The 14,811-nt window shown below is 63.9% G+C and carries 10 protein-coding genes and 1 pseudogene; 5 read left to right on the forward strand and 6 right to left on the reverse strand.

The features are described 5' to 3' along the window. The first annotated feature begins 3 nt into the window (after positions 1-3). Both radA and ACZ5KU_RS03945 read left to right on the forward strand, forming a co-directional pair. The gene (radA, locus tag ACZ5KU_RS03940; protein WP_054063764.1) at positions 4-1,371 is read left to right on the forward strand and encodes a DNA repair protein RadA; all 1,368 of its coding nucleotides are present in this window, start codon (positions 4-6) and stop codon (positions 1,369-1,371) included. 20 nt (positions 1,372-1,391) lie between these two features. After that, positions 1,392-2,114 carry a hypothetical protein gene (locus tag ACZ5KU_RS03945; RefSeq protein WP_054059067.1) on the forward strand — a complete coding sequence of 241 codons (723 nt, stop codon included), beginning with the start codon at positions 1,392-1,394 and terminating at the stop codon, positions 2,112-2,114. A gap of 44 nt (positions 2,115-2,158) precedes the next feature. On the opposite strand, the gene ACZ5KU_RS03950 is transcribed toward ACZ5KU_RS03945, so the two are convergent. After that, entirely contained in the window at positions 2,159-2,527 is a 369-nt protein-coding gene (locus ACZ5KU_RS03950; protein WP_054059066.1) for a PilZ domain-containing protein, read from the reverse strand. Between the two features lie 220 nt (positions 2,528-2,747). Here ACZ5KU_RS03950 and ACZ5KU_RS03955 point away from each other — a divergent pair, with 220 nt between their 5' ends. From ACZ5KU_RS03955 to yjiA, 3 genes are all read left to right on the forward strand, one after another. Further along, positions 2,748-4,814, forward strand: a complete 2,067-nt coding sequence (locus tag ACZ5KU_RS03955; protein WP_054059065.1) for a carbon starvation CstA family protein — start codon at positions 2,748-2,750, stop codon at positions 4,812-4,814. Positions 4,815-4,829: 15 nt separating this feature from the next. Beyond that, on the forward strand, positions 4,830-5,027 hold the full coding sequence (locus ACZ5KU_RS03960; RefSeq protein ID WP_054059064.1) for a YbdD/YjiX family protein: 198 nt from the start codon (positions 4,830-4,832) through the stop codon (positions 5,025-5,027). A gap of 109 nt (positions 5,028-5,136) precedes the next feature. Beyond that, a complete protein-coding gene (gene yjiA / locus ACZ5KU_RS03965; RefSeq protein ID WP_416771702.1) occupies positions 5,137-6,123 on the forward strand; it encodes a GTPase in 987 nt (328 codons plus the stop codon). 31 nt (positions 6,124-6,154) lie between these two features. Here yjiA and ACZ5KU_RS03970 read toward each other — a convergent pair whose 3' ends face one another. From ACZ5KU_RS03970 to ACZ5KU_RS03990, 5 genes and pseudogenes are all read right to left on the reverse strand, one after another. Continuing rightward, positions 6,155-6,832 (reverse strand): GntR family transcriptional regulator, encoded by a 678-nt coding sequence (locus ACZ5KU_RS03970; protein WP_416771704.1) that lies wholly within the window; start codon positions 6,830-6,832, stop codon positions 6,155-6,157. Between the two features lie 25 nt (positions 6,833-6,857). Then, positions 6,858-7,568 (reverse strand): FadR/GntR family transcriptional regulator, encoded by a 711-nt coding sequence (locus ACZ5KU_RS03975; protein WP_054059059.1) that lies wholly within the window; start codon positions 7,566-7,568, stop codon positions 6,858-6,860. A gap of 99 nt (positions 7,569-7,667) precedes the next feature. Continuing rightward, a pseudogene (locus ACZ5KU_RS03980) lies at positions 7,668-8,980 on the reverse strand (C4-dicarboxylate transporter DctA). A 302-nt stretch (positions 8,981-9,282) separates the two neighbouring features. After that, positions 9,283-10,536: a serine hydroxymethyltransferase gene (glyA, locus tag ACZ5KU_RS03985; RefSeq protein ID WP_054059057.1), complete on the reverse strand. Its 1,254-nt coding sequence runs from the start codon at positions 10,534-10,536 to the stop codon at positions 9,283-9,285. Between the two features lie 198 nt (positions 10,537-10,734). Beyond that, entirely contained in the window at positions 10,735-14,586 is a 3,852-nt protein-coding gene (locus ACZ5KU_RS03990; protein ID WP_416771706.1) for a bifunctional diguanylate cyclase/phosphodiesterase, read from the reverse strand. Between the last annotated feature and the right edge of the window lie 225 nt (positions 14,587-14,811).

Consider the following 14,811-nt stretch of genomic DNA (forward strand, 5'->3'; position numbering starts at 1 on the left):
GAGATGGCCAAGGCCAAGCGCATGTACGGCTGCACCGAGTGCGGCGCGACCTTTCCCAAATGGGCCGGCCAGTGCGGCGAGTGCGGGGCCTGGAACACCCTCACCGAAACCCTGGTGGAAAGCGGCGGCGCCGCGGCACCCAGCGGGCGTACCGGCTGGGCCGGGCAGCAGGCCCAGATCAAGACCCTGGCCGAAGTCAGCGTCGAGGAGATCCCGCGTTTCTCCACCGCCTCGGCCGAACTCGATCGCGTGCTCGGCGGCGGCCTGGTGGATGGCTCGGTGGTGCTGATCGGCGGCGACCCGGGCATCGGCAAGTCGACCATCCTGCTGCAGACCCTGTGCAATATCGCCACGCGCATGCCGGCGCTGTACGTCACCGGCGAGGAGTCGCAGCAGCAGGTGGCCATGCGCGCCCGGCGGCTGGGCCTGCCCCAGGACCAGTTGCGGGTGATGACCGAGACCTGCATCGAGAGCATCATCGCCACCGCCCGGGTGGAAAAGCCCAAGGTCATGGTGATCGACTCGATCCAGACGATTTTCACCGAACAGCTGCAATCGGCACCCGGCGGCGTGGCCCAGGTGCGCGAAAGCGCGGCGTTGCTGGTGCGTTATGCCAAGCAGAGCGGCACGGCGATCTTCCTCGTCGGTCACGTGACCAAGGAAGGCGCCCTGGCCGGGCCGCGGGTGCTGGAGCATATGGTCGACACGGTGCTGTATTTCGAGGGCGAGTCCGATGGCCGCCTGCGCCTGCTGCGGGCGGTGAAGAACCGTTTCGGCGCGGTCAACGAGCTGGGGGTGTTCGGCATGACCGACCGCGGCCTGAAGGAGGTCTCCAACCCGTCGGCGATTTTCCTCACCCGCGCCCAGGAAGAGGTGCCCGGCAGCGTGGTCATGGCCACCTGGGAAGGCACCCGGCCGATGCTGGTGGAGGTGCAGGCGCTGGTCGACGACAGCCACATGGCCAACCCGCGGCGGGTGACCCTGGGCCTGGATCAGAACCGCCTGGCGATGCTGCTGGCGGTCCTGCATCGACATGGTGGCATTCCCACCCATGACCAGGACGTGTTTCTCAACGTGGTCGGTGGCGTGAAAGTGCTGGAGACCGCGTCCGACCTGGCCTTGATGGCGGCGGTGATGTCCAGCCTGCGCAACCGGCCCTTGCCCCACGACCTGCTGGTGTTCGGCGAGGTCGGCCTGTCGGGTGAGGTGCGCCCGGTGCCCAGTGGCCAGGAGCGCCTGAAGGAAGCGGCCAAGCATGGCTTCAAGCGCGCCATCGTGCCCAAGGGCAACGCGCCGAAGGAGTCGCCACAGGGCCTGAAAATCATTGCGGTCACGCGCCTGGAGCAGGCGCTGGACGCGTTGTTCGAATAACCGGATAAGGAGTCATCGGGATGCGGATTGTCGGTACGGCAATGTGTTTGGCAGGTTGCATGCTGTGGGCCGGTTTGGCCGGTGCGGCCACGGTGCCGCCAGGTTATCGCCTGGCCCAGCAGATGCCCACGGGCGATGGCGGTGAGCTGGAGTTGCTGGAGGATGTGCGGATCACTTCGGATCTGCATCAGTCGCTCTGGGGCAATGGCAGTGCGTTTGACGAGGATGCCTTTGACGACGAGGCGCTGGCGAAGGATGTCGCCAGCCGGCCGATCGTCGAGGCCCGCCTGCGGCTGCTGTCGGCTTCCGGCGACGAGGTCGGGAGCGTGGGGCTGGCCTATCCGCTGGCGACCCTGGAAAAGGCCGCGATGGAGGGTATGCCGAGCCCGGCATTTTTCCTCACGGTCGACCAGACCGCACCGATGGGCAGCTACAGCGGCCCGGCGACCCAGGTGCTGATGCCGGCCCGGCGCAAGCTGCAGCCGATGCAGTATCAGGCGGCCGATGGCACACTCAAGCCACTGTTCCTCGCCCAGACCGGCAAGGCGGCCTGGCAGGCCGACGACGCGCAGCCGGAGATTTTCCAGGTGTCGTCGTCGATGGCCGATGATGACAGTGACGATTTCGTGACCACCTACCGGACCTATCGCCTCAAGGGTGACGTCTGGCAGGTGTCGTCGCGGGAAGAGAAGGGCTACTGGGAGTCCGAAGGCGACTTCCCCCAGCGTTCGGTCTTTCCCTGACCGCATGATCCCGGGCGCCGCCGATCGCGGTGGCACCCGGGTGATCAACTCTCGAACAGGGCGTCCAGCTCCCGTTCCAGTTCCTCTTCGTCACCCAGGTTCAGTTCGACCAGGCGGCGCAGGTGCTGGATCGATTCCAGGCCGATGTGCAGGCATTTGAAGCCCAGATGGTGATGGTCCACGTGGACCAGCTCGGCATCCATTTTCACATGGGCATTTTTCGCCAGGCGGATATCCACCAGGAAGATACCCGCTGCGTCGTCGGGCCACTTGTCCGGCTGGTGGGCCAGCAGTCCCTTCAGGGAAAGGTCTACCAGTTGCGCCGACCAGACCGTATCTCCCTGGCTCAGGGTGGTGATGGCATCGAACGCGATACGCTTGAAACGGCGACGATTGATCGGATGGTCACTCATGTTCAGGTTCCTGTGCGGACTCTGCTGACTATAGACCCCATGCCGGGCCAGGCAAGCGGCCAGGCGTGAGAAGGGCTGCTCATCCGTCGGCGCGATGTCCCGGAAATTGTCCCGGCGGCAAGAAAAGACCGCCCTATACCAACGTCGGGTATGGTCACGGGGCGCTTTGGCGCTAAACTCAAGGTGGCTGTCTTTCTGTCCATCTGGCTGGAATCTCAAAATGAAAAATAATAATAGCCCGCTACGCCACCTCCCCTGGCTGGTGCTGGCGATCTTAGGAGCGTGCGCCCTGGGCGTAGTGGCCTTGCGCCGCGGCGAGGCGATCAACGCCTTGTGGATCGTGGTCGCCGCCGTGGCGATCTATCTGGTTGCCTACCGTTACTACAGTCTGTTCATCGCCAACAGCGTCATGCAGCTCGATGCCAATCGAGCGACGCCGGCCGTGCTGAACAACGACGGTCTGGACTATGTGCCAACCAACAAACACATTCTTTTCGGTCACCACTTCGCGGCGATTGCCGGTGCAGGCCCGCTGGTCGGCCCGGTGCTGGCCGCGCAGATGGGCTACCTGCCCGGCACGCTCTGGCTGATCGCCGGGGTGGTGCTGGCCGGCGCGGTCCAGGATTTCATGGTGCTGTTCCTGTCCACCCGTCGCAACGGTCGCTCCCTGGGCGACATGGTGCGCGAGGAAATGGGCCGGATTCCGGGGACCATCGCCCTGTTCGGCTGCTTCCTGATCATGATCATCATCCTCGCGGTGCTGGCGCTGATCGTGGTCAAGGCCCTGGCCGAGAGCCCATGGGGCATTTTCACGGTGATGGCGACCATCCCGATCGCGATGTTCATGGGCGTCTACATGCGCTACATCCGTCCGGGCCGCATCGGTGAGATCTCGATCATCGGCGTCCTGCTGCTGCTCGGCTCGATCTGGCTGGGCGGGCAGATCGCCGCCGATCCGGTCTGGGCCAAGGCCTTCACCTTCACCGGCGTGCAGATCACTTGGATGCTGATCGGCTACGGTTTCGTCGCCGCGGTGCTGCCGGTGTGGCTGATCCTGGCACCCCGGGACTACCTGTCGACCTTCCTCAAGATCGGCACCATCATCGCCCTGGCGATCGGTATCCTGATCACCATGCCGATGCTGAAGATGCCGGCGCTGACCCAGTTCGTCGACGGTACCGGGCCGGTCTGGAAAGGCGGGCTGTTCCCGTTCCTGTTCATCACCATCGCCTGTGGCGCGGTGTCCGGCTTCCACGCGCTGATCTCCTCCGGGACCACGCCGAAGCTGCTGGATAACGAAACCAACGCCCGCTACATCGGCTACGGCGGCATGCTGATGGAGTCCTTCGTGGCGATCATGGCGATGGTTGCCGCCTCGGTGATCGATCCGGGCGTGTACTTCGCCATGAACAGCCCGGCTGCGGTGGTCGGTGCGGATGCGGTGGCCGTGGCGCAGACCGTCAGCAGCTGGGGCTTCACGATTACCCCGGATGCGTTGCAGGCGGTGGCCCGTGACATCGGCGAAACCACCATCCTGGCCCGTGCCGGTGGTGCGCCGACCCTGGCGGTCGGTATCGCGCAGATTCTGCATCACGTCCTGCCGGGCGAGAACACCATGGCGTTCTGGTACCACTTCGCGATCCTGTTCGAAGCGCTGTTCATCCTGACGGCGGTCGATGCCGGTACCCGTGCCGGGCGCTTCATGCTGCAGGACCTGCTGGGCTCCTTCGTGCCATCGCTCAAGCGTACCGAGTCCTGGACCGCCAACCTGATCGCCACCGCCGGTTGCGTGGCACTCTGGGGCTACCTGCTGTACCAGGGCGTGGTCGATCCGCTGGGTGGCATCAACACCCTGTGGCCGCTGTTCGGTATCTCCAACCAGATGCTGGCGGGTATCGCGCTGATGCTCGGCACCGTCGTACTGATCAAGATGAAGCGCCAGCGCTACATCTGGGTGACCCTGCTGCCGGCGCTCTGGCTGCTGGTCTGCACCACCACCGCGGGCTTCATCAAGCTGTTCGACGCCAACCCGGCGATTGGCTTCCTCGCCCTGGCGAAGAAGTACAGCACCGCGCTGGAAGCCGGGCAGGTACTGGCCCCGGCCAAGGACATCAACCAGATGCAGCACGTGATCTTCAACGCTTACACCAACGCGACGCTGACGGCGCTGTTCCTGTTCGTGGTCTTCAGCATCCTGTTCTATGCCTTCAGGGTCGGTGTCGCGGCGTTGGGCAACAAGGAGCGTACGGACAAGGAAACACCGTTCCAGGCCGTGCCTGGGGCATGATGGGAGGGTACTGCAATGTTCAATGACCTGAGTCGTCTCGGTAAGTACCTCGGGCAGGCCGCGCGCCTGATGGTCGGCATGCCCGACTACGACACCTATGTCGAGCATATGCAGACCAGGCACCCGGACAAGCCGGTGATGAGCTACGAGGCGTTCTTCCGGGAACGCCAGGAAGCCCGTTACGGCGGCAAGGGTGGGCCCAAGTGCTGCTAGCCTGCGTGGCTTGCAGATAACACCGCACGGTAGGAGCCCGGCTTGCCGGCGAAGGTGTTCCTGAGGACGCCTTCGCCGGCAAGCCGGGCTCCTAGCGTTTTTCTAGCGTATGGGAGATTCGCGTTTGTCCGTTCCTATTCCCGTCACCGTCCTCAGCGGTTTTCTCGGCGCCGGCAAGACCACCTTGCTGCGCCACCTGCTCAAGGCCGAGCACGGCCTGAAAATCGCCGTGATCGAGAACGAATTCAGCGATGCCGGCATCGACACCCAACTGCTCGGTGCCGAGCCGGTGCAAGTCATGACGCTGTCCAACGGCTGCGTCTGCTGCACCATCCACACCGACCTGACCAAGGCGTTGTATCTGCTGCTCGAACGCCTGGACCGTGGTGAAATCCTCTTCGACCGACTGGTGATCGAGTGCACCGGGCTGGCCGACCCGGCGCCGGTGGCGCAGACCTTCTTCATCGATGAAGAGCTGCGCGAACGCTACCTGCTCGACGGCATCATCACCCTGGTGGATGCCGCCCACGCCGAACATCACCTGACCCAGACCATCGCCCAGGCGCAGATCGGCTTTGCCGACCGACTGCTGGTGAGCAAGCGCGACCTGGTGGACGAAGCGACCTTCGACGCCTTGAGCGAGCGCCTGACGCGGATCAACCGGCGGGCACCGATCCGCATCGTCGAGCATGGCAATATCGACCTGGCAGAACTGCTGGATGTCCGCGGCTTCAACCTCAACGCCGACCTGGGCGGTGGCGTGAGCCTGCGGCCGGTCCGCAAGGGACACTCCATCGACCGCATTTCCAGCCTGGTGCTGCGCACCGACCAGCCGCTGGATATCGATCGGCTCAGCGAGTTCATGAACGAGCTGCTGGAGGAGCACGGCAAGCAACTGCTGCGCTACAAGGGCGTGCTGAATATCGCCGGCGAACCGCGCCGCCTGGTGTTCCAGGGCGTGCTCAAGCTTTACGGTTTCGACTGGGATACCGAATGGGAAGAGGGCGCGGCTCGTGAGAGTGTCATCGTCTTCATTGCCGATGATTTGCCTGAAGAGAAGATCCGCGAGGGCTTCGCCAGGATGGCGCGACTCTGACCCAGGCAGGTTGAAGAGGTGTTGGACGGGATTACCCCGCCACCAATCCCTCGAGCTGCTGCAGATAGTGGGTCATCTTCTCGATGCCTGCCCGGGCATTGTCGTCCTGGATGGCAGCGAGGATGGCCTGTCGTACCTGCCAGCCTTGGTCATGCGGTCCCGGGCGAGCGGCCAGGGCCAACCCGGTCAGCGGAACCAGCCCTTCCAGAAAGTGCATCAAGGGTACGTTACCCGCCGTCCGTGCCAGTTGCAGGTGGAATTCGCCGCCCAGCCGGGTCGCCGTGCTCGGCCGATGTTCTTCGAGGCTCTGGCGTTCCCGGGCGACCAGCATCCGCAATGAGTCGAGCGCCACTAAATCGACCCTCCCGCAAAGCAACTGGATCACCGTGCCTTCAGCCATCCGCCGCGCCTGCAGGACCTGGCGTATCTGTTCGGCATCCGGTTGGGCGACGTGGGCCCGCTGATTCGGGCGGGCGTGGATGATCCGTTGGCGGGTCAGTCGCGTCACCACGCGACGTACCTCGCTGCGGCCGGCGGTGTAGGTGCGCATCAACAGCTCCTCGCTCAGCCCTGCGGCGAAGCGTCCTTCGAGAATGTCCTCGAAAACCCGCGCATAGAGGCCGTCGGCGCCCGGCAGTGCCTGCCGGGCATGAGGCCGCCGGCGCGCGCGGGCGGCGGGGAAGGGCAGAAGTGTCGCTACGCTGTTCATGACCGGTCTCCCTTCGAGAGGTGGATTACTGCTCGATACTGCCCGGATGGTCGTCCGGAATGGTGAGTTCGATGCCCATGCGCAAGCCTTCCTGAAGAATGTGCCGGCGCATTTGCGCACTGGCCAGGGCGCTGTTCTTGTTGCGGATGGCGCGGACCACGGCTTCGTTTTCCTGCAGGCGTTCGGCCAGGTGCTCCGGCGAGTTGCGCAGGACCTCGGCGCTCTGTTTGAGGGCGTTGCCGGTCTGTTGCACCACGTTCTGGAATATCGGGTTGGAGGTCAGGGCGAACAGCTCTTCGTGGAAGGCGATGTAGGCGTTCAGCCCGGCCTCGCTGTCGTTGGCCTCCAGGGCTTCGCGCATGTCCATCAGGGTCAGGCGCAACTGGCCGACTTCCTTGCTGCTGATCGATTGCGCCACCAGACCGACGATGAACGGTTCCAGGGTGTAGCGCAGTTGCAGGATGTCCTCGAGGCTGGCCTCGGTCATTCCTTCGTGAGCCCGTACGGTTTCTGCAGCACTGTTCAGGACCAGCACGCCCTTGCCGGGCATGGACCGCACCAGGCCAAGGGTCTCCAGAACGGTGACGGCTTCGCGCAGGCTCGGGCGGCTGATGCCCAGTTGTTCGGCCAGCTCACGCTGGCCCGGCAGCATCTCGCCCGAGCGCCACTGGCCACGGGCCAGGGCGGCGCGGAGTTTTTCCACCACTGAATTGACGACGGTCGATGAGCTGATCACGGTGCTCTCCCAGGTGAAGCGGTCAGGTCACGACCCGCAGGCAGCGCCGAGGCGGGCCCTGCCGGGTCGGTACAGGTGCCCTTGCGTGGGCATATCGCATCAGAACTCCTGCTGATGAGCGGAGGGGTTCGGCTTTCTCGGGGTGAAGGCATAACCCTGCTGGCCTTCGAGCACCTTGTGCGCCCGCTGCAGGTCGATGTCCTTTTCCCAGCGGGCGATGGCCACGGTGGCCACGCAGTTGCCGATCAGGTTGGTCATGGCCCGGCCGATGCCCATGAACCAGTCGACCGCCAGCACCAGCACCAGGCCGACCACCGGAATCGCCGGGATCGCCGACAGGGTCGCGGCGAGGATCACCAGGGCCGAACCGGGAATGCCATGGGCGCCCTTGGAGGTGATCAGTGATACCAGCAGGATGGTCAGCAGGTCGGTCAGGGCCAGCGGAGTACCGGTGGCATTGGCGATGAAGACGATGGCCAGGGTCAGGTAGATCGAGAAACCGTCTAGGTTGAACGAGTAGCCGGTGGGAATCACCAGGCCGACCGTCGAGCTGCCGATGCCCAGGTGTTCGAGCTTGCGCATCACTTGCGGCAAAACGGCGTCCGAGGAGGCTGTACCCATGACGATCAGCAGGTCTTCACGGAAATACTTGAGGAACGGCAGGATCCGCAGCCCCGACACGCGCATCACCAGGCCGAGGATCAGCACGACGAAGGCCAGGCAGGTGACATAGAACAGGGCCACCAGGTTGCCCAGTTGCCGCAGCGATTCCAGGCCGTAGGTGCTAGTGGTGAAGGCGATGGCGCCGAATACGCCGATCGGCGCCAGGCGCACGATCATGCCCATGATGCGGAAGATCACATGGCTCAGTTCGTTGATCAGACGCGAGATGCCCGAGGCCGACTCGCCCACCAGGTTCAGGGCGCTGCCGAACAGGACCGAGAACAGCAGCACCTGCAGGATGTTGTTGTCGGCAAAGGCGCTGAGTACCGAGTTGGGGATCAGGTCCATCAGGAACTGCGTGGCCCCGCGCAGGTGTTGGCCACGATCGGCGAGGTCGCCCAGGGCGGCCTTGGACAGTTGCTCCAGATGGATGTTGGCGCCGCTGCCGATGCCGGTGGAGAAGGCCAGGATCAGCCCGATCAGCAGGGCAATGGTGGTCAGCACCTCGAAGTAGATCACCGACTTGAGGCCGATACGCCCGACCTTCTTCAGGTCGCCGGCGCCGGAAATGCCGCTGACCACCACGCAGAAGACGATCAGCCCGATCAGCATCTTGATCAGCTTGATGAAGCCGTCGCCCAGGGTTTGAGCTGGGTTGAGTATTCGGGAAGGGTGAGCCCGAAGATGATGCCCAGCACCAATCCAAGGACGACCTGAAGGAAAATCGAACGCGAGCACCATTTGAGCATGGGGAGGATCCTGGTCGGCGTTCCTTGTCCGGACCTGTGGCCACGGCATTGGAACTTAATTGTTGTGGTCTTACCGGTATGTCCAGTGCGGGTTCAGTCTACGCCCGGATTTTCTGGGATAACAAGCGGTTTTTCGAAAAATTGGTTCGACCGGTCTGACCAGTTATCGCGATGTGCCTTCGCTTCTGCAGGAGCAGGGCTTGTCGGGGGGCGCTCCTTGAGGGGGCAGGGGATTTTCTTGAGGCGAAAAAAAGCCCGGTCATCGCTGACCGGGCTCTTTCGTGCTGCGTGATGCGGGCGTATCAGGCGCCGTATACCGGCAGCTTCTTGCAGATGGCCTTGACCTTCTCGCGAACGGCATCGATCACCGCTTCGTTGTTCAGGTCAGCCAGGATGTCGCAGATCCAGCCAGCCAGCTCGCGGCATTCGGTTTCCTTGAAGCCACGGGTGGTGACAGCCGGGGTACCGAAGCGCAGGCCGGAGGTGATGAACGGCGAGCGTGGATCGTTCGGCACCGAATTCTTGTTCACGGTGATGAAGGCCTTGCCCAGGGCGGCATCGGCGTCCTTGCCGGAGATGTCTTGCTTGATCAGCGACAGCAGGAACAGGTGGTTCTGGGTACCGCCGGAGACCACGTCGAAGCCGCGGGCGATGAACACTTCGGCCATGGCCTGGGCGTTCTTCACCACTTGTTGCTGGTAAGCCTTGAACTCAGGCTGCAGCGCTTCCTTGAAGCAGATCGCCTTGGCCGCGATCACGTGCTCCAGTGGGCCGCCCTGGGCGCCCGGGAATACGGCGGAGTTCAGCTTCTTCTCGATTTCCGGGTTGGCCTTGGCCAGGATCAGGCCGCCACGCGGACCGCGCAGGGTCTTGTGGGTGGTGGTGGTGACCACGTCGGCGAACGGCACCGGGTTCGGGTAGACGCCAGCGGCGACCAGGCCGGCCACGTGGGCCATGTCGACGAACAGGTAGGCACCGACCTTGTCGGCAATGGCGCGGAAGCGGGCGAAGTCCAGCACCTGCGAGTAGGCGGAGAAACCGGCCACGATCATTTTCGGCTTGTGCTCGACCGCCAGGCGCTCGACTTCGTCGTAGTCGATCAGGCCGTTGGCGTCGATGCCGTACTGCACGGCGTTGTACAGCTTGCCGGAGGAGGAAACGCTGGCACCGTGGGTCAGGTGACCGCCGTGGGCCAGGCTCATGCCCAGGATGGTGTCGCCACCTTGCAGCAGGGCCAGGTAGACAGCGGCGTTGGCCTGGGAACCGGCGTGCGGCTGAACGTTGGCGTAGTCGGCGCCGAACAGTTCCTTGGCGCGGTCGATAGCCAGTTGCTCAACCACGTCGACGTATTCGCAGCCGCCGTAGTAGCGCTTGCCTGGATAGCCTTCGGCGTACTTGTTGGTCAGCACCGAACCCTGGGCTTCCATCACCGCGGGGCTGGTGTAGTTTTCCGAGGCGATCAGCTCGATGTGCTCTTCCTGGCGCTGAGCTTCTTGCTCCATGGCGGCAAAGAGATCGGCGTCGTACTTGGCAATAGTCAAATCACGGCTGAACATGGCGGTCCTCAAGGATCGGGGGGCAGAAAGGAGGGCATTCTAACTCAATGGTCTTTATCTGGCATATGAAAGGGCATCATGTCGCAGATAAGTGGCATTCAGCTTGGATTGGCGGGGGCCATCGCGGGCAGGCAGTTGCGTAAAACCGGTGGGAGCGGGCTTGCCCGCGAATAGCGTCAGCTGTCGCGCCGCGGGCTTTCAGTCGAACATGAACAGCGCATCATTGCTGAACTGCGCCTCGAAGCGGCCCGCCGCCATCGGCCGGCCGAACAGGTAGCCCTGCACCTCGTCGCAGCCGTGTTCACGCAGGAAGTCCAGTTGCTCGTGGGTCTCCACGCCCTCGGCGATCACCGCCAGGTTCAGGCTGTGGGCCATGGCGATGATCGCCCGGGCGATCTGCGCATCCTGTTCGCCCGACGGCAGGCCGTCGACGAAGGTTCGGTCGATCTTCAGCACGTCGATAGGGAACTGCTTGAGGTAGTTGAGCGAGGAGTAGCCGGTGCCGAAGTCGTCCACCGCGATGCTCAGGCCCAGGTTCTTGAGGCCGGCGAGGATCAGCATGGCTTCGCTGACTTCGCGCATCAGGATACTTTCGGTCAGTTCCAGTTCCAGGCACGCCGGCGGCAGGCCGGTGTCGCGCAGGATGGTGGCGATGCGCGTACCCAACTGGCCGTCGGAGAACTGCCGGGCGGAAATGTTCACCGAAACCTTGGGCACGCGGACCTTGTTCTGGTGCCAGGTCTTGAGCTGGCGGCAGGCCTCGGCCAGCACCCAGTCGCCGACATCCACCACCAGCCCCAGTTCTTCGAGTACCGGGATGAAGTCACCCGGCGGCACCAGGCCGCGACGTGGATGGCGCCAGCGCAGCAGTGCTTCGGCACCGGTCAGGCGCTTGCCGTCGCCGCTGAACTGCGGCTGGTAGTAGAGCACGAATTCGTTCTGTTCCAGGGCGTGGCGCAGGTCGCTTTCCAGCTCCAGGCGCTCCAGGGCGCTGGCGTTCATGTCGGCCTGGTAGAACTGGAAGTTGTTCTTGCCGCGCTCCTTGGCGTGGTACATCGCGGTATCGGCGTTCTTCATCAGTTGGCTGAGCTCGCTGCCGTCCTGCGGGCTCAGGGCGATACCGATACTGGCGGTGACGAAGAACTCGCGGCCTTCGAGCACGAACGGCGTGACCAGGCTGGTGAGAATCTGTTCGGCGACGTGAATCGCCCGGTTCAGAGCCATCTCGCGGGTCGCCCGTGGCTGCAGCAGCAGGGTGAACTCGTCGCCACCCATGCGCGCCACGGTGTCGTCCTCGGCGACGCAGGCCAGCAGGCGGGTGCCCATTTCCTTGAGCATGCGGTCGCCGGCGGCGTGGCCGAGGGAGTCGTTGATCGGCTTGAAGCGGTCGAGGTCGAGGAACATCAGCACCACCCACGCCTTCTGCCGCTCGGCCTGTTGCAGCGCGGTGTGCAGGCGGTCCTGGAACAGCGTGCGGTTGGGCAGGTGGGTCAGGGCGTCGTAGTAGGCCAGGCGGTGGATCCGCTGTTCGCTGGCCTTGCGCTCGCTGATGTCGCTGAAGAAGCACACGTAGCTGGCCAGGTCGCCCTCGTCGTCGAGCACCGCGGTGATGCCGACCCAGGCCGGGTAGTGCTCGCCGCTGCGGCGCTTGAGCCAGACTTCGCCTTCCCAGGTGTTGTGCTGCTCCAGTTGCTTGAGCACGTAGCGCAGGTGGGCTTCCTGCTGGTCGTCGACGGTAAGCATGTTGGGCAACTGGTCCAGCACGTCGGACACGGCATAACCGCTGACGCGGCTGAAGGCCTCGTTGGCCTGGACGATGTAGCCGGCCGGGTCGGTGATCAGGATCGCCGAGGTCGAGTGCTCGAATACCGTGGCCGCCATGCGCAGGTCTTTCTCCGCCCGGCGTTGCTGGCTGATGTCGCGGCCGACGCCGAGAATGCCTTCGAACGCGCCGTGCTCGTCCCAGACCAGCACCAGCCGCAGTTCGATCGGGATCTTGCGGCCGTCGGCCCGCAGGCAGTCGAACAGGAACAGCTGGGTCTGGACCTTGCTGCGCAGTTCGGCCAGTTGTTCGGGTTTGTCCAGGGCCTTGCTGACCCGTTCCATCAGTTGATAGATGCCGGTCAGTTGCGCCGGGTTGGCGATGGTCGAGTGCCAGCCGTGCTTGAACACCCAGTCGGCGTCATAACCGAGGACGGTCTGCACCGAAGGGCTGACATAGTTCAGCTGCAGCGTGCTGTCGGTGGAGAAGATCACGTCGCTGATGCTTTCGGCCAGCATTCGGTAGCGTTGTTCGCTGTCGCGCAGCGATTCGCTGGCTTCGATCTGGTCGGTGATGTCCTTGGCCACGCCGATGATCCGCGTGACCTGGTCGTACTTGTCCCGGGCCAGGGCCTGTTCGCGGATCTCGAAGCGCCGCCACTGGCCGTCGCGGTGGCGGAAACGCAGCTGGCACTGCAGCAACTGGCTGTAGCCGGCGTGGCGCTGCTGGTGGCGCAGGCGGTGATAATGCTCGGCATCCTCCGGGTGCAGCAGGATCTCCCAGAAGTATTCGCCCATCTGGTGCAGCTCGCTCTTGCTGTAGCCGAGCGTCTGACCCAGGTGGTGGTTGCTGAAGATCATCCGCTGGCTGATCACGTCCTGGACGTAGAGGTGGTCGGGCACCGTCCGGACCACGTCCGACCAGAAGCCTTCGCGTTCGAGCAGCGACAGTTCGATCAGTTTGCGACTGGTGATATCGCTGATGCTCAGGATCACCGCGTTGTAGTCGCTGGGGTCTTCCGGCAGGCGCAGCACCAGCCACAGGTGCTGGTCCTGGCCGTGGGCATCGGTCTGCTTGATTTCCAGTTCCAGCTGGCTCTGCCGGTTGATCAGCGCATCGACCAGCGGATAGCCGATACCGGTGACCTGGCTCGGGCAGCCCTCGATCAGGCAGCTCCAGGCGCTTTCGCGGGAGTCGACATTGAGCAGGCGCAGCGCGACCAGGTTGATTTCGGTGATGCGCAGTTGTTCGAACAGCAGGCGGCGATGTTGCGGGTCGTGGGCGACCCACTGCCTGAGGCTTTCGCTGTCGCCCAGTCGATGGTTTTCCAGGAACCCCGGCAGGCTGGAGAGATCGAGAACGCACAGCGCCACGCCGGTGCCTTCGAAGATTTCCTGGTAGCGCCGGCGGCCTTCATGCACCTGGCGCTGGCGGCGCCGCATGTTGATCAGCGCCAGCACCGGCAGCATCGACAGGCCCAGGCCCAGCAGACACTTGCCGATCAGGGCCGGCAGCAGTTCCTCGAGCATCTTGCGCTGGTCGAACAGGCCGCGCAGTTGCCAGTCGCTGTTGGACAGTGGCGCGATCAGCACGCTGTTGGCCTCGTCATCCGGCTGCAGCACCGACGGCCGCGGACTGATGTCGTTGTCGCGGCTGAGCACACGATGGTTCAGGCGGTTTTCGATCACCCAGGTCGGGCGGAATTTCTGTTCGGTCTGGCGGGTCAGGCTCTGGAACAGACTCGGCCCCAGGCGCAGCGCCCAGTAGCCGTTGGTCTCGCCAGTGGCCTGGCGCAGCAGCAGGTGGACGATCGAGCCATCGTCGTCGTTGGTGAAGTAGTAGGCCTGGGTGCGGTTGCTGTGCCGGACCAGTTCGCTCAGGTAGTCGATGTCACGGCTGTCGGTGGCGCTGTCGCTGATCAGGTTACCCTTGATGTCGAACAGGGCGAAGCTCTGGATGGAAGGCAGGGACAGGCGCAGTTTGCCGAGCAGTTGCTGTTGCTGCTCGGGGGTCTCGGGTTTCTCGAAGATCGGCAGCAGGTTGGCGGCGATCTGCGCATCGAGCTTCATGTTCAGGCTGATGTGATCGGCCAGCTCGGCGCTGTAGTCGATACTGTACTGGCGCTGGATCTTGCGGGTCTGCTGGAACTGGTCGATCAGTTGCCAGAACAGTACGGCGAGCATGAGCAGCACCAGGATCGCCAGAACAGCCTTGATTGTGCCGCGCAGGGGCGTGCCGGACACCTGGCGGGATGCGCGCGCGGACGATGGCGGGTTGGCGTTGCTCAAACTGTGATCCTGCGGTTGGGCTGGATTGGCGCGACGTGCACTATAAGCCGGACGCCCGAAGGGCGGCTAGCATGCCTTGACTTGTGGCAAAGTGCCAGCCCTGTTCCGCCCGGTGGTTTGCCCTGGTGCACACATTCAGGTAATTTTACCTGTTACGCGGGCGTTTTTGCGCTCCCATAGTTGACGCAGGATTGGCGCTGCATTCGATGATGCATAACGCATGCC

This window comes from Pseudomonas sp. Tof1 (assembly GCF_055390395.1).

Excerpts from the sequence above, each read along its gene's own strand:
- ACZ5KU_RS03970 (WP_416771704.1), bottom strand. The coding sequence starts at position 6,832 with ATGAACAGCGTAGCGACACTTCTGCCCTTCCCCGCCGCCCGCGCGCGC.
- radA (WP_054063764.1), top strand. The coding sequence starts at position 4 with ATGGCCAAGGCCAAGCGCATGTACGGCTGCACCGAGTGCGGCGCGACC.
- yjiA (WP_416771702.1), top strand. The coding sequence starts at position 5,137 with ATGGGAGATTCGCGTTTGTCCGTTCCTATTCCCGTCACCGTCCTCAGC.
- ACZ5KU_RS03945 (WP_054059067.1), top strand. The coding sequence starts at position 1,392 with ATGCGGATTGTCGGTACGGCAATGTGTTTGGCAGGTTGCATGCTGTGG.
- ACZ5KU_RS03960 (WP_054059064.1), top strand. The coding sequence starts at position 4,830 with ATGTTCAATGACCTGAGTCGTCTCGGTAAGTACCTCGGGCAGGCCGCG.
- ACZ5KU_RS03955 (WP_054059065.1), top strand. The coding sequence starts at position 2,748 with ATGAAAAATAATAATAGCCCGCTACGCCACCTCCCCTGGCTGGTGCTG.
- glyA (WP_054059057.1), bottom strand. The coding sequence starts at position 10,536 with ATGTTCAGCCGTGATTTGACTATTGCCAAGTACGACGCCGATCTCTTT.
- ACZ5KU_RS03950 (WP_054059066.1), bottom strand. The coding sequence starts at position 2,527 with ATGAGTGACCATCCGATCAATCGTCGCCGTTTCAAGCGTATCGCGTTC.